Below are 15,736 nucleotides of genomic sequence, written 5' to 3' on the forward strand. Positions count from 1 at the left end.
GACCGGGACGGCGACAGCCTGGCACAGCGCGGCTGAGAGCCGCCTCGGCCTCCCGGTGGTGCCCGGGTCCTCCCTCAGGCGGACGTCTCGTCCCTCGCGGAGGTGGTCCGCGGCCGCGCCGCGCCGTTCTGGGGCGGCGGTCCGGCCGCCGCGTCCACGTCGTCCAGGGTGCCCGTGTGCCGCTCCGTCACCACGCGCATGCGCTGCGTCGTCGCAGCGGCTGCGGTGTCTGGGTTGTCTGCGGTGCCTGGGTTGTCTGCGTTGTGGGGGTCGGTCGTGCCTGCGGGGGAGTCGTCCGCGTCCTCGGGGGCGGCGCCGGTCGCCGGGGCGGGCTCGGGGTCGTCGAGCCAGGCCCGCGCCGCCTCGCCGGAGCGGATCTCCTCCGCGGCGCGCTCCATCTCCAGCCGCCGCCAGCGCCGCCGCTCCCGCCGGGTCATCTTCGCGGGCCACAGCTCCTGGATGGCGGCGTTGAAGTACGCGCCGATCACCACCGCCAGGCCGATGAAGTAGGCGAAGAGCAGGAACGCGATCGGGGTCGCCAGCGCGCCGTAGGTGTAGCCGGTGGAGGTGATCGCGGTGATGTACACCCGCAACCCGATCGAGGACAGGATGAAGAACACCATCGCCAGCAGCGCGCCGGGCAGGCCGCGGTGCCAGGGCAGCTTGCGCGGCAGGGCCAGCTTGTACAGCGTGGCCAGCGCCAGCACGATCAGCAGCCCCAGCGCCGGGTAGTAGGTGTAGGACAGCCAGCTGACCACCGTCGGCCGCCAGGTCACCGGGAACAGGTTGGGCAGCAGGTCCGGGCCCAGCGTGAGCACCGGCAGCCCGGCGATGAGCAGCACCAGCGAGGCCATGTAGATCAGCAGCGAGAAGATCCGCTGCCACACCTCGTTGCGCACCCCGTACTGGTCGTGCGCCACGGTGATCGCGTCGACGAACGACGACATCGCCGACGAGCCCGCCCACAGCGAGATCAGGAAGCCCACCGAGACGATCTCCCCGCGCCCCACGGTGAGGATGTCGCCCACGGTCGGCTCGATGATCTGGGTCACCACGTTCTCGCTGAACGCCGTGCGCGAGATGGTGATGATGTTGGCCTGCACCGAGTCGATGACGTCCTTGCCGAACCACTCGGCCACGTACCCCAGGCTGCCCAGCAGCCCCAGCAGCAGCGGCGGCAGCGACAGGACCTGCCAGAACGCGCTCTCCGCCGCCTCGGAGAACAGGTTGCCGCCCCACGCCTTCGACAGCGTGCGCGCGACGAGCCGCCACGGGCCCCGCCGCCCGGTGCGCTCGCCCGGCGGGCCGCCGCGGCCGGGCAGGGCACCGGGCTGCGTGGTCATCGGGCCCCAGCATGGCCCATCAGGGGCGTTCCGGCCGAACATCCCGCGCATCGGTGTCCTGGCCGTGACCCGCCCGTCCGGCGTGCGGCGTGCGCGCCGGGCCTGCGGGTACAGTCGTGGACGCCCTCGACCCGGGACCAGCGCCGCGGCACCGACCGCCCGGCGCCACCGCACGAGGGCGTTTTCGCGAGGTCGTGCCGTCGTGCTGGGAAGGAGCTGGGGCATCCCGTGACCCGGGCCGAGGTGGAACCGGACTCCGCGCAGCGCACCCCGCCCGCCCGCCCGCTGCGGGCGTGGCAGCGCCGGGCGCTGACGACGTACCTCACCCGCAAGCCCAAGGACTTCCTCGCGGTGGCGACGCCGGGCGCGGGCAAGACCGTCTTCGGCCTGCGGGTGGCCGCCGAGCTGCTGGCCGACCGCACCGTCGAGCGGGTGACGATCGTCGCCCCCACCGAGCACCTCAAGCACCAGTGGGCGGCGTCGGCATCGGCCGCGGGCATCCCGATCGACTCGAACTTCACCAACTCGATGGGGCAGACCTCCAGCGACTTCCTGGGCGTGGCGGTGACCTACGCGCAGGTGGCCGCGCACCCGTCGCTGCACCGGGTGCGCACCGAGCAGCGCAAGACCCTGGTGATCCTCGACGAGATCCACCACGGCGGCGACGCCAAGAGCTGGGGCGAGGGCATCCGGGAGGCGTTCACCCCCGCGGTGCGCCGCCTGGCGCTGACCGGGACCCCGTTCCGCAGCGACGACTCGGCCATCCCGTTCGTGCAGTACGAGCCGGACGGGTCGGGCTTCATGAAGTCCAAGGCCGACCACGTCTACGGCTACTCCGCCGCGCTCAAGGACGGCGTGGTGCGCCCGGTGATCTTCCTGGCGTACTCCGGCGAGGCGAGCTGGCGCACCAGCGCGGGCGAGGAGTTCACCGCCCGCCTCGGCGAGCCGCTGACCGCCGAGCAGACCTCCCGGGCGTGGCGCACGGCGCTGGACCCCGCGGGGGAGTGGATCCCGTCGGTGCTGGCCGCGGCCAACACCCGGCTCACCCAGAAGCGCCAGGGCGGCGTGCCGGACGCGGGCGGGCTGGTGATCGCCTCCGACCACACCACGGCCAAGGCCTACGCCAGGATCCTGCACCAGCTCACCGGCGAGGAGCCGCACCTGGTGCTCTCCGACGACCCGAAGGCCTCCGCGCGCATCCAGGACTTCTCCGACGGCCAGTCCCGGTGGCTGGTCGCGGTCCGGATGGTGTCCGAGGGCGTCGACGTGCCGCGGCTGGCGGTGGGCGTCTACGCCACCAGCGCGTCCACCCCGCTGTTCTTCGCCCAGGCCATCGGCCGGTACGTGCGCGCCCGGCGCCCGGGGGAGACCGCGTCGGTGTTCCTGCCGTCGGTGCCGGTGCTGCTGGAGCTGGCCAGCCAGCTGGAGGCCGAGCGCGACCACGTGCTCGGCAAGCCGCACCGCGAGCAGGAGGGCTGGGACGAGGGCCTGCTCTCCGAGGCCAACCGGACCAAGGACGAGCTGGGCGAGGAGGAGAAGGCCTACACCTCCCTCGGCGCCTCCGCCGAGCTCGACCAGGTCATCTTCGACGGCTCGTCGTTCGGCACCGCCGCCTCCGCCGGGTCCGAGGAGGAGCAGGAGTACCTGGGCCTGCCCGGCCTGCTCGAACCCGACCAGGTGCGCGCCCTGCTCAAGCAGCGCCAGGACAACCAGCTCGCCGAGCGCTCCCGCCGCGCCGCCGAGGAGGCCGCCCGGCCCAAGGAGGCCCCGGTCGCCCGCCCGCAGTCGGTGCAGGAGCGGCTGGCCACCCTGCGCAAGGAGCTGAACGCCCTGGTCGGCATGGCCCACCACCGCACCGGCAAGCCGCACGGGATGATCCACGGCGAGCTGCGCCGCACCTGCGGCGGTCCGCCCACCGCGATGGCCACCGTCGAGCAGCTGGAAGAGCGGATCGCCACCCTGCGCTCCTGGTGAGCGCCTGGTCGCTCCCCTGACCCGGGGGCCCGGGTTCCCAGGCCACCCCCCAGCCCTGTGAACGCCCGGTGCGCCGCGCGGTCTTGACGGCCGCTGCCTCGCGCTCCGCGCGGTCGGTGGTTCCGCTCCGCGTCCGAACGGGTGCCGTGCGTGCGGCTGATCAGGCGCATTGCCGCCAGATGTCCCCTCCGTTGCCAAAACGTGTCCGCCTGATCGCGTCTGAATCGAGTCAGTGTGGGTTCCGCCACGGGGGTCTGGGACATATGTTGTGCCGCACAACATTTGATGACGGTTCACCGCCCGGGCCCGGCGGTCCGTCCAGCGGCATCGAAAGGGACACGTGATGCGCAGCAAGACTCTGGCATTGCTCGCCGCGGGGCTGGGCACGGCCCTGACCCTCACGGCGTGCGGGGCGAACCAGGCCGCGCCGTCGGGCTCCGGCGGCACCAGCGACACCGCGGGCAGCAGCGGTGGCGGCATCCCGGTCGGGGTGATCCTGCCGGAGACCGCGACCTCCGCCCGCTGGGAGGGCTTCGACAAGCCCATGCTCGAGGCCGCGATGAAGGCCAAGGGCCTCGACCCCGACATCCAGAACGCCCAGGGCGACGTGCAGAAGTTCACCACCCTGGCGGACGGCATGATCAGCCAGGGCGTCAAGGTCCTGGTCATCGCCTCGATCAACTCCGAGGTCGGCAGCGCGGTGGCGGCCAAGGCCAAGGCCCAGGGCATCCCCACCATCGACTACGACCGCCTCAACCTCGGCGGCAGCTCCGACTACTACGTCTCCTTCGACAACGTCAAGGTCGGCGAGCTGCAGGGCCAGGGTCTCGCGGACGCGCTCAAGGGCAAGCCGGGCGCGCAGGTCATCGAGATCGAGGGCGCCCCGACCGACAACAACGCGACCCTGTTCTACGAGGGCCAGCAGAAGGTGCTCAAGCCGCTCTACGACAACGGCACGCTCAAGCTGGTGCAGTCCCAGAAGATCGACAACTGGGACAACCAGAAGGGCGGCACCACCTTCGAGCAGATCCTGACCGGCAACGGCGGCGCCGTGGACGGCGTCGTGGCCGCCAACGACGGCCTCGCGGGCGCGGTCATCACCGTGCTGCAGAAGAACGGCCTCAACGGCAAGGTCCCGGTGACCGGCCAGGACGCCACCGCCGACGGCCTCAAGGCCGTGCTGCGCGGCGACCAGTACATGACCGTGTTCAAGCCGATCAAGGAAGAGGCGGAGAACACCGCCGCGCTGGCCGCGCTGCTGGCCAAGGGCGACACCGCGGGCGCCGACGCGCTGGCCAAGCAGACCAGCGACGACCCCACCGGCAACCGCACGGTCAAGTCGGTGCTGCTGACGCCGAAGCTGACCACCAAGGACACCGTCAAGGAACCGGTGTCCCAGGGCTACGTCAAGGCCGCCGACATCTGCGGCGGCGACCTGGCCTCGGTCTGCGCCCAGCTCGGCATCAGCTGACCAGTCCAGTCCACCGCCCCCGGCGCGGCGCCCCCCTCCCCCCACGGGCGCCGCGCCGGGGGCGGTCCCCCCGAGGAGATCGCGCGATGAGCGAACCCATTCTGGAGATCACCGGGCTCAACAAGAGCTTCGGACCGGTCCACGTCCTGCACGACGTGGACTTCACCGTGCGCGCCGGTGAGGTCACCGCGCTCGTCGGCGACAACGGCGCGGGCAAGTCCACGCTGGTCAAGTGCATCGCGGGCATCCACCCGACCGACTCGGGGCTGGTGCACTTCAACGGCGAGCCGGTGACCATCGGCGGCCCGCGCGACGCGGCGGGCCTGGGCATCGAGGTCGTCTACCAGGACCTCGCCCTGGCCGACAACCTCGACATCGTGCAGAACATGTTCCTCGGCCGCGAGCGCGGCTCGGGCTGGCTGCTCGACGAGGCGTCGATGGAGAAGGCCGCCCGCGACACGCTGGCCTCGCTGTCGGTGCGCACCGTCAAGTCCGTGCGCACCCCGGTGTCGGCGCTGTCCGGCGGCCAGCGCCAGACGGTCGCCATCGCCAAGTCGGTGCTGTGGGAGAGCAAGGTCGTCCTGCTCGACGAGCCCACCGCCGCGCTCGGCGTCGCCCAGACCCGCCAGGTGCTCGACCTGGTGCGCAGGCTGGCCGAGCAGGGCCTCGGCGTGGTGCTGATCAGCCACAACATGGCCGACGTGTTCGAGGTGGCCGACCGGATCGCCACCCTGTACCTGGGCCGCATGGTCGCCCAGGTGCCGACCAGGGACGTCACGCACGCCCAGGTCGTCGAGCTGATCACCGCGGGCCGCTCCGGAGACCTCGGGCTGGCCCGCCCCGAGTCCGCCACCGTCTGACCACGAGGCACCTGACATGACCGAGACCTCCGCCGCGACCACGCAGGACACCAGCGGCGCCATCTCCGACTTCGGCATCGACACCACCAGCCAGTCCACCGGCGAGGCGGTGCGCGACTACGTCGCCCGCCTGCGCGGCGGCGAGCTCGGCTCGCTGCCCGCCGTGCTCGGCCTGGCCGCGCTGGTCGTGGTGTTCTGGCTGCTGTCGGACAGCTTCCTGACCCTCAACAACACCGCGAACCTGCTGGCCCAGGGCGCGGGCAAGATGATCATCGCGATGGGCCTGGTCTTCGTCCTGCTGCTGGGCGAGATCGACCTGTCCGCGGGCACCGCCTCCGGCGTCTGCGCCGCGGTGATGGCCATGCACTACGTCCGCTCCGGCAACCTGCTCGGCGGCATGGGCACCACGGTGTTCTACGTCTTCGTGCTCGGCCTGGTGGTCGCCGCCGCCCTCGCGCTGTACATGCGCATCTGGGCGGGCGCGGTGCTCGCCGCGGTCGCCATCGGCATCGCCATGCTGGGCGTGCCGCCCAACGCCTGGGTCGAGATGCTGCTGGCCGTGTGCGTCGGCACCGCCATCGGCGTGATCACCGGCTTCCTGGTGTCCAAGATCGGCATGCCGTCGTTCGTGGTCACCCTGGCGCTGTTCATCACCTGGCAGGGCGTCATCCTCCAGCTCATCGGCGAGGGCGGCGTGCTCGGCATCAACACCGAGCCCACCCTGTTCGCCGTGGCCAACGGCAACCTGTCGGTGCTCGGCAGTTGGCTGCTGTTCCTGGTCGGCGCGGGCGGCTACGCCGCGGTCGTGCTCGGCGAGCACTTCTCCCGGCTGCGCCGCGGCCTGGTGACCATGCCGACCCCGCTGGTGGTCGCCAAGGTCGCCGCCATCGCGGTCGTCTCCGCGCTGGCCACCTTCGCCCTCACCCTCAACCGCTCGCGCAACGCCGCGGTCGTCATCGAGGGCGTGCCCTACGTGGTGCCGATCGTGCTGGTGGTGCTGGTGATCGGCACCTACGTGCTCAACCGCACCCGCTACGGCCGCCACATCTACGCCGTGGGCGGCAACGCCGAGGCCGCGCGCCGCGCGGGCATCAACGTGCCGAAGATCCGCGCCAGCGTGTTCGTCGTCACCTCCTCGTTGGCGGCGCTGGGCGCGATCGTGTACTCGTCGAAGGTCGGCTCGGTCGACCCGCAGGCCGGTGGCCTCAACACCCTGCTGTTCGCCGTGGGTGCGGCCGTCATCGGCGGCACGTCGCTGTTCGGCGGGCGCGGCAAGGTGTTCCACGCGGTCGTCGGTGGCCTGGTGCTCGCGGTGGTGGAGAACGGCCTGGGCCTGCTCAAGCAGCCCGCCGCCGTGGTCAACATCGTCACCGGCCTCGTACTGTTGCTGGCGGCCACCGTCGACGCGCTCTCCCGGCGGCGGGCCGCCACCGCGGCGCGGTAGCCGCCAGGTCCCCACCGGAAGGCAGGCACGTGACCAGCACACCCACGGCGGGCGCCCGACCCGACGAGGTGCGCAGGCACAACCGCACCGCGCTGCTGCGCAGGCTGCACGTCGCGGGCCCCACGACCAGGGCGGCCCTGGCCACCGAGCTGGGGCTCAACCGCAGCACCATCAAGGCCCTGGTCGACGGTCTGGCGGAGTCCGGGGTGGTCGAGGAACGACTGCCCCGGGCCCGCTCCGGCGCGGGCCGCCCGTCGCTGCTGGTGCTCCCGCAGCCGCACGCGGCGGTCGTGCTGGCCGTCGACATCCGGGTCGAGCAGGTCGCCATCGCCCTGGTCGGGCTCGGCGGGGAGATGCTGGGCCGCAACAGCTGGAACCTGCACGGCCGCCAGCGCGAGCCCGCCGAGGTCATCACCCACGTCGTCGAGTCCACCCAGGTGCTCGCCGCCGACCTGGGCTACCCGCTCATCGCCGCGGGCGTCTCCGTCCCCGGCGTGGTGCGCCGCTCCGACGGGTTCGTGCACGAGGCGCCCAACCTGCAGTGGACCAACGTCCCGCTGGGCGAGCGCCTGGGCGGGGCACTGGGCTGCCCCATCCGCGTCGGCAACGACGCCGAGATCGCCGCCCTGGCCGAGCACCTGCGCGGCGCCGCCCGCGGCTCCACCGACGCCGTCTACGTCTCCGCGGACGTCGGCGTCGGCGGCGGCGTCATCTCCGACGGGTCCGCCCTGCGCGGCACCGCCGGGTACGTCGGCGAGCTGGGGCACATGGTGGTCAACCCGCGCGGGCGCCCCTGCTACTGCGGCTCCCGCGGCTGCTGGGAGACCGAGGTGGGCGAGCTGGCCCTCTGCCGCGCCCTGCGCCTGCCCGAGGGCACCCCGCGCGGCGCCGTCATCGCCGACCTCAAGGCCCTGCGCACCCCCGAGCGGATCACCGCCGTGCTCGGCGACTTCCGCGAGTTCCTGACCGTGGGCCTGGTCAACATCGTCAACGTCTTCGGCCCCGAGCTGGTCGTGCTGGGCGACCTGTTCACCGCCCTGCCCCCGTCGCTGATCGCGGAGGTGGGCGTGGAGGTCGGCCGCCGCTCCCTGGTCAGCCGGGCGGTCGGCGGCACGCGGGTGATGACCTCGTCGATGGGCACCGACGTCAAGCTCATCGGCGCCGCGGAGCTGGCCTTCGAGCCGGTCCTGGACATGGTTTAAGCGGTCCCCCGCACGCACGAGAGGGCCGGTACCCCTGGTGGGGTACCGGCCCTCTCGCCGCAGCTCTGGGGGTGCGACTCAGCCCTTCTGGAGCTCGGCCTCCAGCTCGCGCAGTCGGGTCTCGTGGGCGCGGGCGTGGTGGCCGCAGAACAGCAGCTCCCCTCCCGAGGAGAGCACGGCGCGGACCTGTGCGGCGGCGCCGCAGCGGTCGCAGCGGTCGGCAGCGGTCAGCTCGGGGCGGGTGAGCGTCGTAGTCGTCGTCATGGGAGTTCTCCCTCCGTCCCGGCACCGGGGGAACCCGGCGCCCTCTTCGGCTGCGGTCACGGAGGCGGAAACTCCGCCGTGGTCGCACTTCCTACTCTTACAGACGTTTCGGCCCGTGGCAGTGTTCCCGATCCAGGATTTATCCCCGGTAACCAGCCCTTTACCCCGCCTGACGAGCGGAAATGCCCTCCGAGCTGGGCGTATGCCACCCCAACCCGGCCTGAACCCCAGGTGTCGGTGAGACCCTGTTCACCACCGGCGAACGGCCCTGCGGCTCACGATGTGGACTTGATCGGCCGAATGGGCGGATTGCCCTGGGTGGCCGAACCCGGTGCCCCTGCTGCACCCGTGTCACCTGCGCGCCCACCTCGTCGCGCAGCGTGCTCGAAGTCCGAAATGGCCGGTTCCGCGGCATCGGTCCGCACAAGCGTCAGCCCCCGGGTCCGAGGACCTCGGGGGCTGACGCGGAGGCGCTGGTCCCTACTCCAGGTAATCGCGCAGGACCTGGGAGCGGGAGGGGTGGCGGAGCTTGGACATGGTCTTCGACTCGATCTGGCGGATCCGCTCGCGGGTCACGCCGTAGACCTGACCGATCTCGTCCAGGGTGCGCGGCTGGCCGTCGGTGAGGCCGAAGCGCAGCCGGACGACGCCCGCCTCGCGCTCGGAGAGGGTGGCCAGGACCGACTGGAGTTGGTCCTGCAGCAGGGTGAACGACACCGCGTCCACCGCGACGACCGCCTCGGAGTCCTCGATGAAGTCCCCGAGCTGGCTGTCGCCCTCGTCGCCGATGGTCTGGTCCAGCGAGATGGGCTCCCGGGCGTACTGCTGGATCTCCAGCACCTTCTCCGGGGTGATGTCCATCTCCTTGGCCAGCTCCTCCGGGGTGGGCTCGCGGCCCAGGTCCTGGAGCAGCTCGCGCTGGATGCGGCCGAGCTTGTTGATGACCTCGACCATGTGCACCGGGATGCGGATGGTGCGCGCCTGGTCGGCCATCGCGCGGGTGATGGCCTGGCGGATCCACCACGTCGCGTAGGTCGAGAACTTGTAGCCCTTGGTGTAGTCGAACTTCTCGACCGCGCGGATCAGGCCCAGGTTGCCCTCCTGGATCAGGTCCAGGAACGCCATGCCGCGACCGGTGTAGCGCTTGGCCAGCGACACCACCAGGCGCAGGTTGGCCTCAAGCAGGTGGTTCTTGGCGCGCTCGCCGTCGCGGACGATCCAGCGCAGGTCGCGGCGCATCTGGGGGGCGAGCTTCTCGCTCTCCTCCTCGGACTTGCGCACGCGCTCGGCGGCGTAGAGCCCGGCCTCGATGCGCTTGGCGAGCTCCACCTCCTCCTCGGCGTTGAGCAGCGCGACCTTGCCGATCTGCTTGAGGTAGGCGCGGACGGAGTCGGCGGAGGCGGTGAGCTCGGCGTCCTTGCGGGCCTGCCGCAGCGCCTCGGACTCCTCCTCGTCCCAGACGAAGTCGCCGTCCTTGGTCTCCTTGCCGGAGTCCTTCTCCTCGGGCTCCTCGACCGGCTCCTCGATCGGCTCGACCTCGACCTCCTCGAGGTCGGACAGGTCGGGGTTGTCCTCGTCGGGCTCCTCGCCCTCGGGGCCCTCGCCGGCCTTCTTGGCGGTCGCCTTGGCGGCGGTCTTGCGCGGCGCGCGGGGCTTGGCACCCGCGGCCTTCTTGGCCGTCGTCTTGGCGCCCGACAGCTCGTCGTCCTCTGCCGTCGCGCTCCTGGTCGTCTTGGCGGCGCTCGCCGACGCGGTGGAGCGTCGGGTTGCGGTTCGTGCGGCTGCCACGTACGCCCTTTCACAACTGTCCATCACGGCGGCGGCCGGGGTGGGAAATGCCCAGGTCGCTGCCGGAGTTCGGGGAGTGCCTCGTGGTCCTGTGGGCCGCGGGCTGCGTTCCATTGTAGCGACGGGCGGCGTGTCCGGCGGACGCCCCGAGCACGAAATGTGCGCGCGCACCTGCCGGGGCGGGTCCGCGACCGGCCACGCCGCCCGCGGCTCAGGGCCCCAGGCGCTCGGCCGCGGCCACCGCCGCGCCCACGATCCCGGCGTCGTTGCGCAGCTCAGCGGCCACGACCTTGGTCCGCACGTCCAGCAGCGGCAGCCACTTGTCGGCCTTCTTGCTGACCCCGCCGCCCGCGATCACCAGGTCCGGCCAGATGAGGTTCTCCAGGCCCTGGATGTAGCGGCTCACCCGCTTGGCCCACTGCTCCCAGCTCAGGTCCTCCTCCTCCTTGGCCGAGGCCGCCGCCCGGGTCTCGGCGTCGTGGCCGTCGATCTCCAGGTGCCCGAACTCGGTGTTGGGGACGAGCTTGCCGTCGAGGAACAGCGCGCTGCCGATGCCGGTGCCGAAGGTCAGCAGCACCACCACCCCCGCCTGGTCGTCGGGGCGGCCGTAGCGGATCTCGGCCATGCCCGCAGCGTCGGCGTCGTTGAGCACGGTGACCTGGTCCAGCGGCCGGTCCAGCCGGGCGGCGAAGAGCGCGGCGGCGTCGGTGCCGATCCAGGTCTTGGCGATGTTCGCCGCGGAGTGCGCCACCCCCCGCTTGATCACCGAGGGCAGCGTGACGCCGACCGGCCCCCGCCACCCGAACTCCTCGACGATGTGGCCGACGACCTCGGCCACCGCCTCCGGCGTCGAGGGCTGCGGGGTGGGGATCCTGATCCGCTCCCCGTCGAGCTTGCCCCCATCGAGGTCCACCAGGCACCCCTTGATGCCGGAACCGCCGATGTCCACGCCGAAGCCCTGGGTCGCACCCATCCCTCGGGTCCCTTCCTTCTCGATTCAGCAGCGTCGACCGGTGACATTAGCCGTCGGTCGCCCGCTGTGGTCGGATAGCCGGGTGGGCACCACCGAACGCGACCTGCTCGCCACCGCCGAAGCCGTGGCCGCCGAGGCCGCCACCCTCGCCGAGACCACCCGCGCCACCGCCATCCGCGACGTCGGCACCAAGTCCACCAGGACCGACGTGGTCACCGCCGCCGACCGCGCCGCCGAGGACCTGATCCGCACCCGGTTGGCGGACCTGCGCCCCGGCGACGCCTTCCTGGGCGAGGAGAGCGGCGCCACCGCGGGCGACGGCGTCACCTGGGTGGTCGACCCCATCGACGGCACGGTCAACTACCTCTACGGCTACCCCTGGTACGCCGTCTCCGTCGCCGCCCAGGTCGGCGGCACCTCCGTCGCGGGCGTGGTCGTCGAACCCGCCACCGGCCGCCGCTGGACGGCCGTCAAGGGCGAGGGCGCCTGGCTCGACGGCCACCCCCTCCGCGTCAACGAACCGGACTCCCTCGCCCAGTCCCTGCTCGCCACCGGCTTCCCCTACTCCGCCCCCCGCCGCGCCGCCCACGGCGCCGTCGTCGCCCGCCTCCTCGACCAGGTCCGCGACATCCGCCGAGGTGGCTCCGCCGCCCTCGACCTCTGCGCCGTCGCAGCGGGCTGGCTCGATGCCTACTGCGAACGCGGCACCAACCCGTGGGACTGGGCCGCTGGCGCCCTCATCGCCGCCGAAGCGGGCGCCCAGGTCACCCTCCCCGGCGAAGACCCCGAACTCGGCCCGGACACCGTCCTCGCCGCCGCCCCCACCATCGCCACTGACCTCCGCCAAGCCCTCATCACCGCCGGAATCGCCACCTACCCCTGACCCCCCACAGCCACCCCGTAACCCCCACCACCTCAAGCCGCCCACCCCACCCCAGGCCGCCCACCCCCGAGCACCCGACCACCCACCCGGGCACGCCAACAAAATCCCGCTTCTTTTCACGCTCTGCGCAGCAGAGCCCCACGCAGCAGCAGAGCCCTCAGCAGCGAGCCCTCTTCGCCGCCGCCACGACGTTCGGGTCCAGCGCGGGCCCGCTGCCGTCCTCGTTCGCCAGCCCGCCCTGCGGCGGCCCGTTCTGCGCCCAGTCGGTCAGCTGCTCCAGGATCCGCTTCGCCTCCGGCGTCGGGTCCAGGTGGGTGTACCGCTGCCCGATCGCCAGGTCCACGGTCGCGTCCTGGCGCGCGTCGCGCACCAGCTCCGCGCACGGCTCCAGGATGCTGAGCGTGCGCGCCGCCGCGGTGCCCTGCTGGCCGAAGCGGATCTGCGCGCGGCAGTTGAGCGAGCCGCCGGTGTAGACGGTGTCGTTGGCGGGGTCGGTGACCTGGGTGAAGCCCAGCTCGCGCAGCGCCTCGGTGACCGCGCCCGCCTGCCTGCGCTGGCCGCTGGCGTTCACCACGCGCAGCAGCGCCCCGGACGGGGGTGCGGGGGCGGCCTTGTCCAACGCGGTGTCCGGCAGGGTCTCGCCGAGCGCGGGCGCGGGCTGGCCGTCGGGGGAGGAGGTCGGGGTCGGCGGCGGCGCGCAGGCGTTGGCGTCGGCGTCGCTGGACGCGCTGCTCATCACCTGGATCCACACCACGCCCGCGACCACGCCGAGGACGGCCAGCAGGACGAGGGCGGGGACCGGCCTGCGCCTGCGGTACGGGCGCTCCCCGCTCAACGGACCGGCGGTCACGTGCGGACCCTCCCATCGCGAGCCCACGGCCCCACCCCCGGGCATCGGAACCGGGGACGCGCCCGGCTCGACCATTCGTCGCAGTCCAGCCTATTAGCCGCGCCCGGGTTCGCCGCACCCGGGCGCGAGGACCTTGACCACCTGCGGTGATCGCCGACGGCGACCGGTGCGCGGCGGACGGTGACCCCTGGGGGAATCGCACCACGAGCGGGCGCGGTCGACAAGGCGTGCGGCCCCACCGTGCCCCGATCGCGGCCTGCGGAGCCGCGATTGCGCCCGAACGGGTGACAGCACGTGTGAGCCGCCGACTCATGAGCTACCCTCTGCCCGCTCGGGTGGCGGCGGGGCCCACCGGATCGATTCGGGCTGGGGCGGTGACCCGCAGCCGCCGGCGAGACCTCCGTCACGCCAGTGGCGGGCACAAACCGGGCCGGTGGATCGTTGACACGCGGCACGACCCACATGCCTGGACGACCGCAGGGGTGAAAGCAATGGCGACCGACTACGACGCACCTCGCCGCAGCGAGGCAGACGACCTGGCCGAGGACTCCCTCGAGGAGCTCAAGGCCCGGCGCAACGAGAACCAGTCCGGCGTCGTGGACGTGGACGAGACCGACACCGCGGAGAGCTTCGAGCTGCCCGGGGCGGACTTGTCCGCGCTCTCCGGCGAGGACCTGACGGTCCGCGTCGTCCCCAAGCAGGCGGACGAGTTCACCTGCTCCAAGTGCTTCCTGGTGCACCACCGCAGCAGGCTCGCGGAGGACAACGGCGGCGTCTTCGTCTGCCGCGACTGCGCCTGAGCCGACCTCGGCGGCGGGCCGAGACACACTCTGCGGGCGTTGCGGGACGGCAGGACCACGGCGGGAGCCGGGCACCCAGGCGGGTGCCCGGCTCCGCTCGTCTGCGGGGTCGACCCGCCCGCGGGGTCAGCGGTCGGCGGTGGACCGGGCCGCCTCGGCGCCCGTCCGCAGCGCCTCGGCCACCTGCTCGGGGTGGCGGGTGCTGAACAACCAGTACGGCGTGGAGTCCTCGGGGTCCTCCACCACGACCCGCACCAGCGGCCCCACCCAGCCCCGGTGCACGACGTGCGCGGCCGGGTCGAGGTGCGGGCCCAGCACCCGGCGCTTGTGCTCCTTGGCCACCACCACGACCTCGCCGACGTGCTCCAGGGGCAGGTTCGCGTCCGCCACGAGCAGCTTGCCGTCGCGCACGGCCACCGGCGTGCGCCCGGCGCGCCAGAGCATCAGCAGCGTCAGCGGCAGGACGATGGCGTAGGGCAGCCACGCCCGCACCCCCGGGTACCCCATGTGCACCTCCGCGGCGAGCAGCCCGGCCGCCAGCAGCGGGAGCGGCCACCAGTACCAGGTGACGTGCAACCGCTCGGCGTAGGTCGGTGCTGGACGCGTGGCGCCCGGGGTGTCGTCCACGGCCCCAGGGTAGTCTCGCCGCTCGTGCCGAGCGTCGAGGTCCTCCTGCTCCGGACTGATCCGGGCGTCCCCCTGCCCAGCTACGCCCGTCCGGGCGACGCGGGCGCGGACCTGGTGACGACGGAGGACGTCGTGCTCGGCCCGGGGGAGCGGGTGCTGGTGGGCACGGGGGTGGCGCTCGCGCTGCCGGAGGGGTACGCAGGCTTCGTGCACCCGAGGTCGGGGCTGGCCGCGCGCACCGGGCTGAGCGTGGTCAACACCCCTGGCACGATCGACTCCGGCTACCGGGGCGAGATCAAGGTCTGCCTGGTCAACCACGACCCCCGGGACACCGTGGTGCTGCGCCGGGGCGACCGGGTCGCGCAGCTGGTGGTGCAGCGGGTCGAGCACGCGGTGTTCCGCGAGGTCGACGCGCTCGACCCGACCGCGCGCGGCGCGGGCGGGTACGGCTCGACCGGGGGGCACGCGGTGCTCCCCGGACCAGGGAAGGGGACGGAGGACTAGTGGCACTGTTCGGACGCCGCAAGCGCGACGCCGGTGAGCGCGAGCCGGAGCCGGTCGAGGACCACGACCTCGACGGCCTCGACGCGGACGGCCTCGACGCCGACGGCTTCGCCGAGGGCTCGGCGGTCGGCGACCCGGACGCGGGCCCCTTCGACGAGGACGACGCCCCCGAGGACGACTACGCCCGCCTCGACCTGGGCTCGCTGCGCATCCCCGTCCCCGACGGCGCCCAGCTCCAGGTCGAGATGGACCCCGCGGGCCCGGTCCGCGCCGTGCACATCCTCACCCAGCTCGGCCAGCTGACCCTCAACGCCTACGCCGCGCCCAAGTCCGGCGGCCTCTGGAAGGAGGTCTGCGGCGAACTGGCCGTCCAGCTCCGCGCCGACGGCGCCACCGTGCACAGCGTCGTCGGTGACTGGGGCCAGGAGCTCTCCGCCACCCTCGGCGAGGTCCAGCTCCGCTTCCTCGGCGTCGACCGCTCCCGCTGGATGCTCCGCGGCGTCGTCGCGGGACCCCCGGAGCTGGCCGAGCACTCCGCCCACGCCCTGCGCACCCTCGTCCGCGGCACCATCGTCGTCCGCGGCACCCAACCCATGCCGGTCCGCACCCCCCTGCAGATCGACCTCCCCCAGGCCATCGTCGAGCACATCAACGCGGCCCAGCAGAACGGCCAGCAACCCGGCTGACCCGCAACCCCCACAGCACACCCCCAGAGGCCCGGCCCCCGCCGGGCCTCTGCGCTTTCCCCCCACC

15 protein-coding genes are annotated in these 15,736 nt (G+C 72.8%); 9 read left to right on the forward strand and 6 right to left on the reverse strand.

All coding sequences use genetic code 11. The annotated features are described in order from the left end of the window. Positions 1-74: 74 nt before the first annotated feature. On the reverse strand, positions 75-1,343 hold the full coding sequence (locus BJP25_RS02660; RefSeq protein ID WP_075973158.1) for a YihY/virulence factor BrkB family protein: 1,269 nt from the start codon (positions 1,341-1,343) through the stop codon (positions 75-77). A 228-nt stretch (positions 1,344-1,571) separates the two neighbouring features. Here BJP25_RS02660 and BJP25_RS02665 point away from each other — a divergent pair, with 228 nt between their 5' ends. The 5 genes from BJP25_RS02665 to BJP25_RS02685 all read left to right on the forward strand — a co-directional run bounded on the left by BJP25_RS02665 (position 1,572) and on the right by BJP25_RS02685 (position 8,294). After that, on the forward strand, positions 1,572-3,317 hold the full coding sequence (locus tag BJP25_RS02665; protein ID WP_075973159.1) for a DEAD/DEAH box helicase: 1,746 nt from the start codon (positions 1,572-1,574) through the stop codon (positions 3,315-3,317). A gap of 343 nt (positions 3,318-3,660) precedes the next feature. Then, positions 3,661-4,788, forward strand: a complete 1,128-nt coding sequence (locus tag BJP25_RS02670; protein ID WP_075973160.1) for a sugar ABC transporter substrate-binding protein — start codon at positions 3,661-3,663, stop codon at positions 4,786-4,788. Between the two features lie 86 nt (positions 4,789-4,874). Next, a complete protein-coding gene (locus BJP25_RS02675) occupies positions 4,875-5,648 on the forward strand; it encodes an ATP-binding cassette domain-containing protein (RefSeq protein ID WP_075973161.1) in 774 nt (257 codons plus the stop codon). Positions 5,649-5,664: 16 nt separating this feature from the next. Continuing rightward, positions 5,665-7,092 carry a sugar ABC transporter permease gene (locus BJP25_RS02680; protein WP_075973162.1) on the forward strand — a complete coding sequence of 476 codons (1,428 nt, stop codon included), beginning with the start codon at positions 5,665-5,667 and terminating at the stop codon, positions 7,090-7,092. 68 nt (positions 7,093-7,160) lie between these two features. After that, positions 7,161-8,294, forward strand: coding sequence for an ROK family transcriptional regulator (locus BJP25_RS02685; protein ID WP_075973325.1), 1,134 nt, complete (start codon positions 7,161-7,163; stop codon positions 8,292-8,294). A 78-nt stretch (positions 8,295-8,372) separates the two neighbouring features. Here BJP25_RS02685 and BJP25_RS02690 read toward each other — a convergent pair whose 3' ends face one another. The 3 genes from BJP25_RS02690 to ppgK form a co-directional block, all read right to left on the reverse strand. Then, positions 8,373-8,558, reverse strand: a complete 186-nt coding sequence (locus BJP25_RS02690; RefSeq protein WP_075973163.1) for a DUF7455 domain-containing protein — start codon at positions 8,556-8,558, stop codon at positions 8,373-8,375. A 480-nt stretch (positions 8,559-9,038) separates the two neighbouring features. Next, positions 9,039-10,370, reverse strand: coding sequence for an RNA polymerase sigma factor (locus BJP25_RS02695; RefSeq protein WP_075973164.1), 1,332 nt, complete (start codon positions 10,368-10,370; stop codon positions 9,039-9,041). Between the two features lie 187 nt (positions 10,371-10,557). Next, positions 10,558-11,319 carry a polyphosphate--glucose phosphotransferase gene (gene ppgK, locus BJP25_RS02700; protein ID WP_075973165.1) on the reverse strand — a complete coding sequence of 254 codons (762 nt, stop codon included), beginning with the start codon at positions 11,317-11,319 and terminating at the stop codon, positions 10,558-10,560. An 82-nt stretch (positions 11,320-11,401) separates the two neighbouring features. Between ppgK and BJP25_RS02705 the strand changes: the two genes are divergently transcribed. Beyond that, positions 11,402-12,202, forward strand: a complete 801-nt coding sequence (locus tag BJP25_RS02705; protein ID WP_075973166.1) for an inositol monophosphatase family protein — start codon at positions 11,402-11,404, stop codon at positions 12,200-12,202. A gap of 157 nt (positions 12,203-12,359) precedes the next feature. On the opposite strand, the gene cei is transcribed toward BJP25_RS02705, so the two are convergent. Next, on the reverse strand, positions 12,360-13,052 hold the full coding sequence (gene cei / locus BJP25_RS02710; protein WP_075973167.1) for an envelope integrity protein Cei: 693 nt from the start codon (positions 13,050-13,052) through the stop codon (positions 12,360-12,362). Positions 13,053-13,543: 491 nt separating this feature from the next. Here cei and BJP25_RS02715 point away from each other — a divergent pair, with 491 nt between their 5' ends. After that, complete coding sequence (locus BJP25_RS02715; protein WP_075973168.1) at positions 13,544-13,852, forward strand: DUF4193 domain-containing protein; 309 nt, start codon at positions 13,544-13,546, stop codon at positions 13,850-13,852. A 126-nt stretch (positions 13,853-13,978) separates the two neighbouring features. Here BJP25_RS02715 and BJP25_RS02720 read toward each other — a convergent pair whose 3' ends face one another. Further along, positions 13,979-14,479 carry a DUF3093 domain-containing protein gene (locus BJP25_RS02720; RefSeq protein WP_075973169.1) on the reverse strand — a complete coding sequence of 167 codons (501 nt, stop codon included), beginning with the start codon at positions 14,477-14,479 and terminating at the stop codon, positions 13,979-13,981. Between the two features lie 24 nt (positions 14,480-14,503). On the opposite strand from BJP25_RS02720, the gene dut reads away from it, so the two are divergent. Beyond that, the gene (gene dut, locus BJP25_RS02725) at positions 14,504-14,983 is read left to right on the forward strand and encodes a dUTP diphosphatase (RefSeq protein ID WP_075973170.1); all 480 of its coding nucleotides are present in this window, start codon (positions 14,504-14,506) and stop codon (positions 14,981-14,983) included. Beyond that, the gene (locus BJP25_RS02730; RefSeq protein ID WP_075973171.1) at positions 14,983-15,669 is read left to right on the forward strand and encodes a DUF3710 domain-containing protein; all 687 of its coding nucleotides are present in this window, start codon (positions 14,983-14,985) and stop codon (positions 15,667-15,669) included. The genes dut and BJP25_RS02730 overlap by 1 nt, the downstream gene beginning before the upstream one ends. Positions 15,670-15,736: the final 67 nt, after the last annotated feature.

The sequence above is a fragment of the Actinokineospora bangkokensis genome (assembly GCF_001940455.1).
In the GTDB taxonomy this organism is placed as follows: Bacteria; Actinomycetota; Actinomycetes; order Mycobacteriales; family Pseudonocardiaceae; genus Actinokineospora; species Actinokineospora bangkokensis.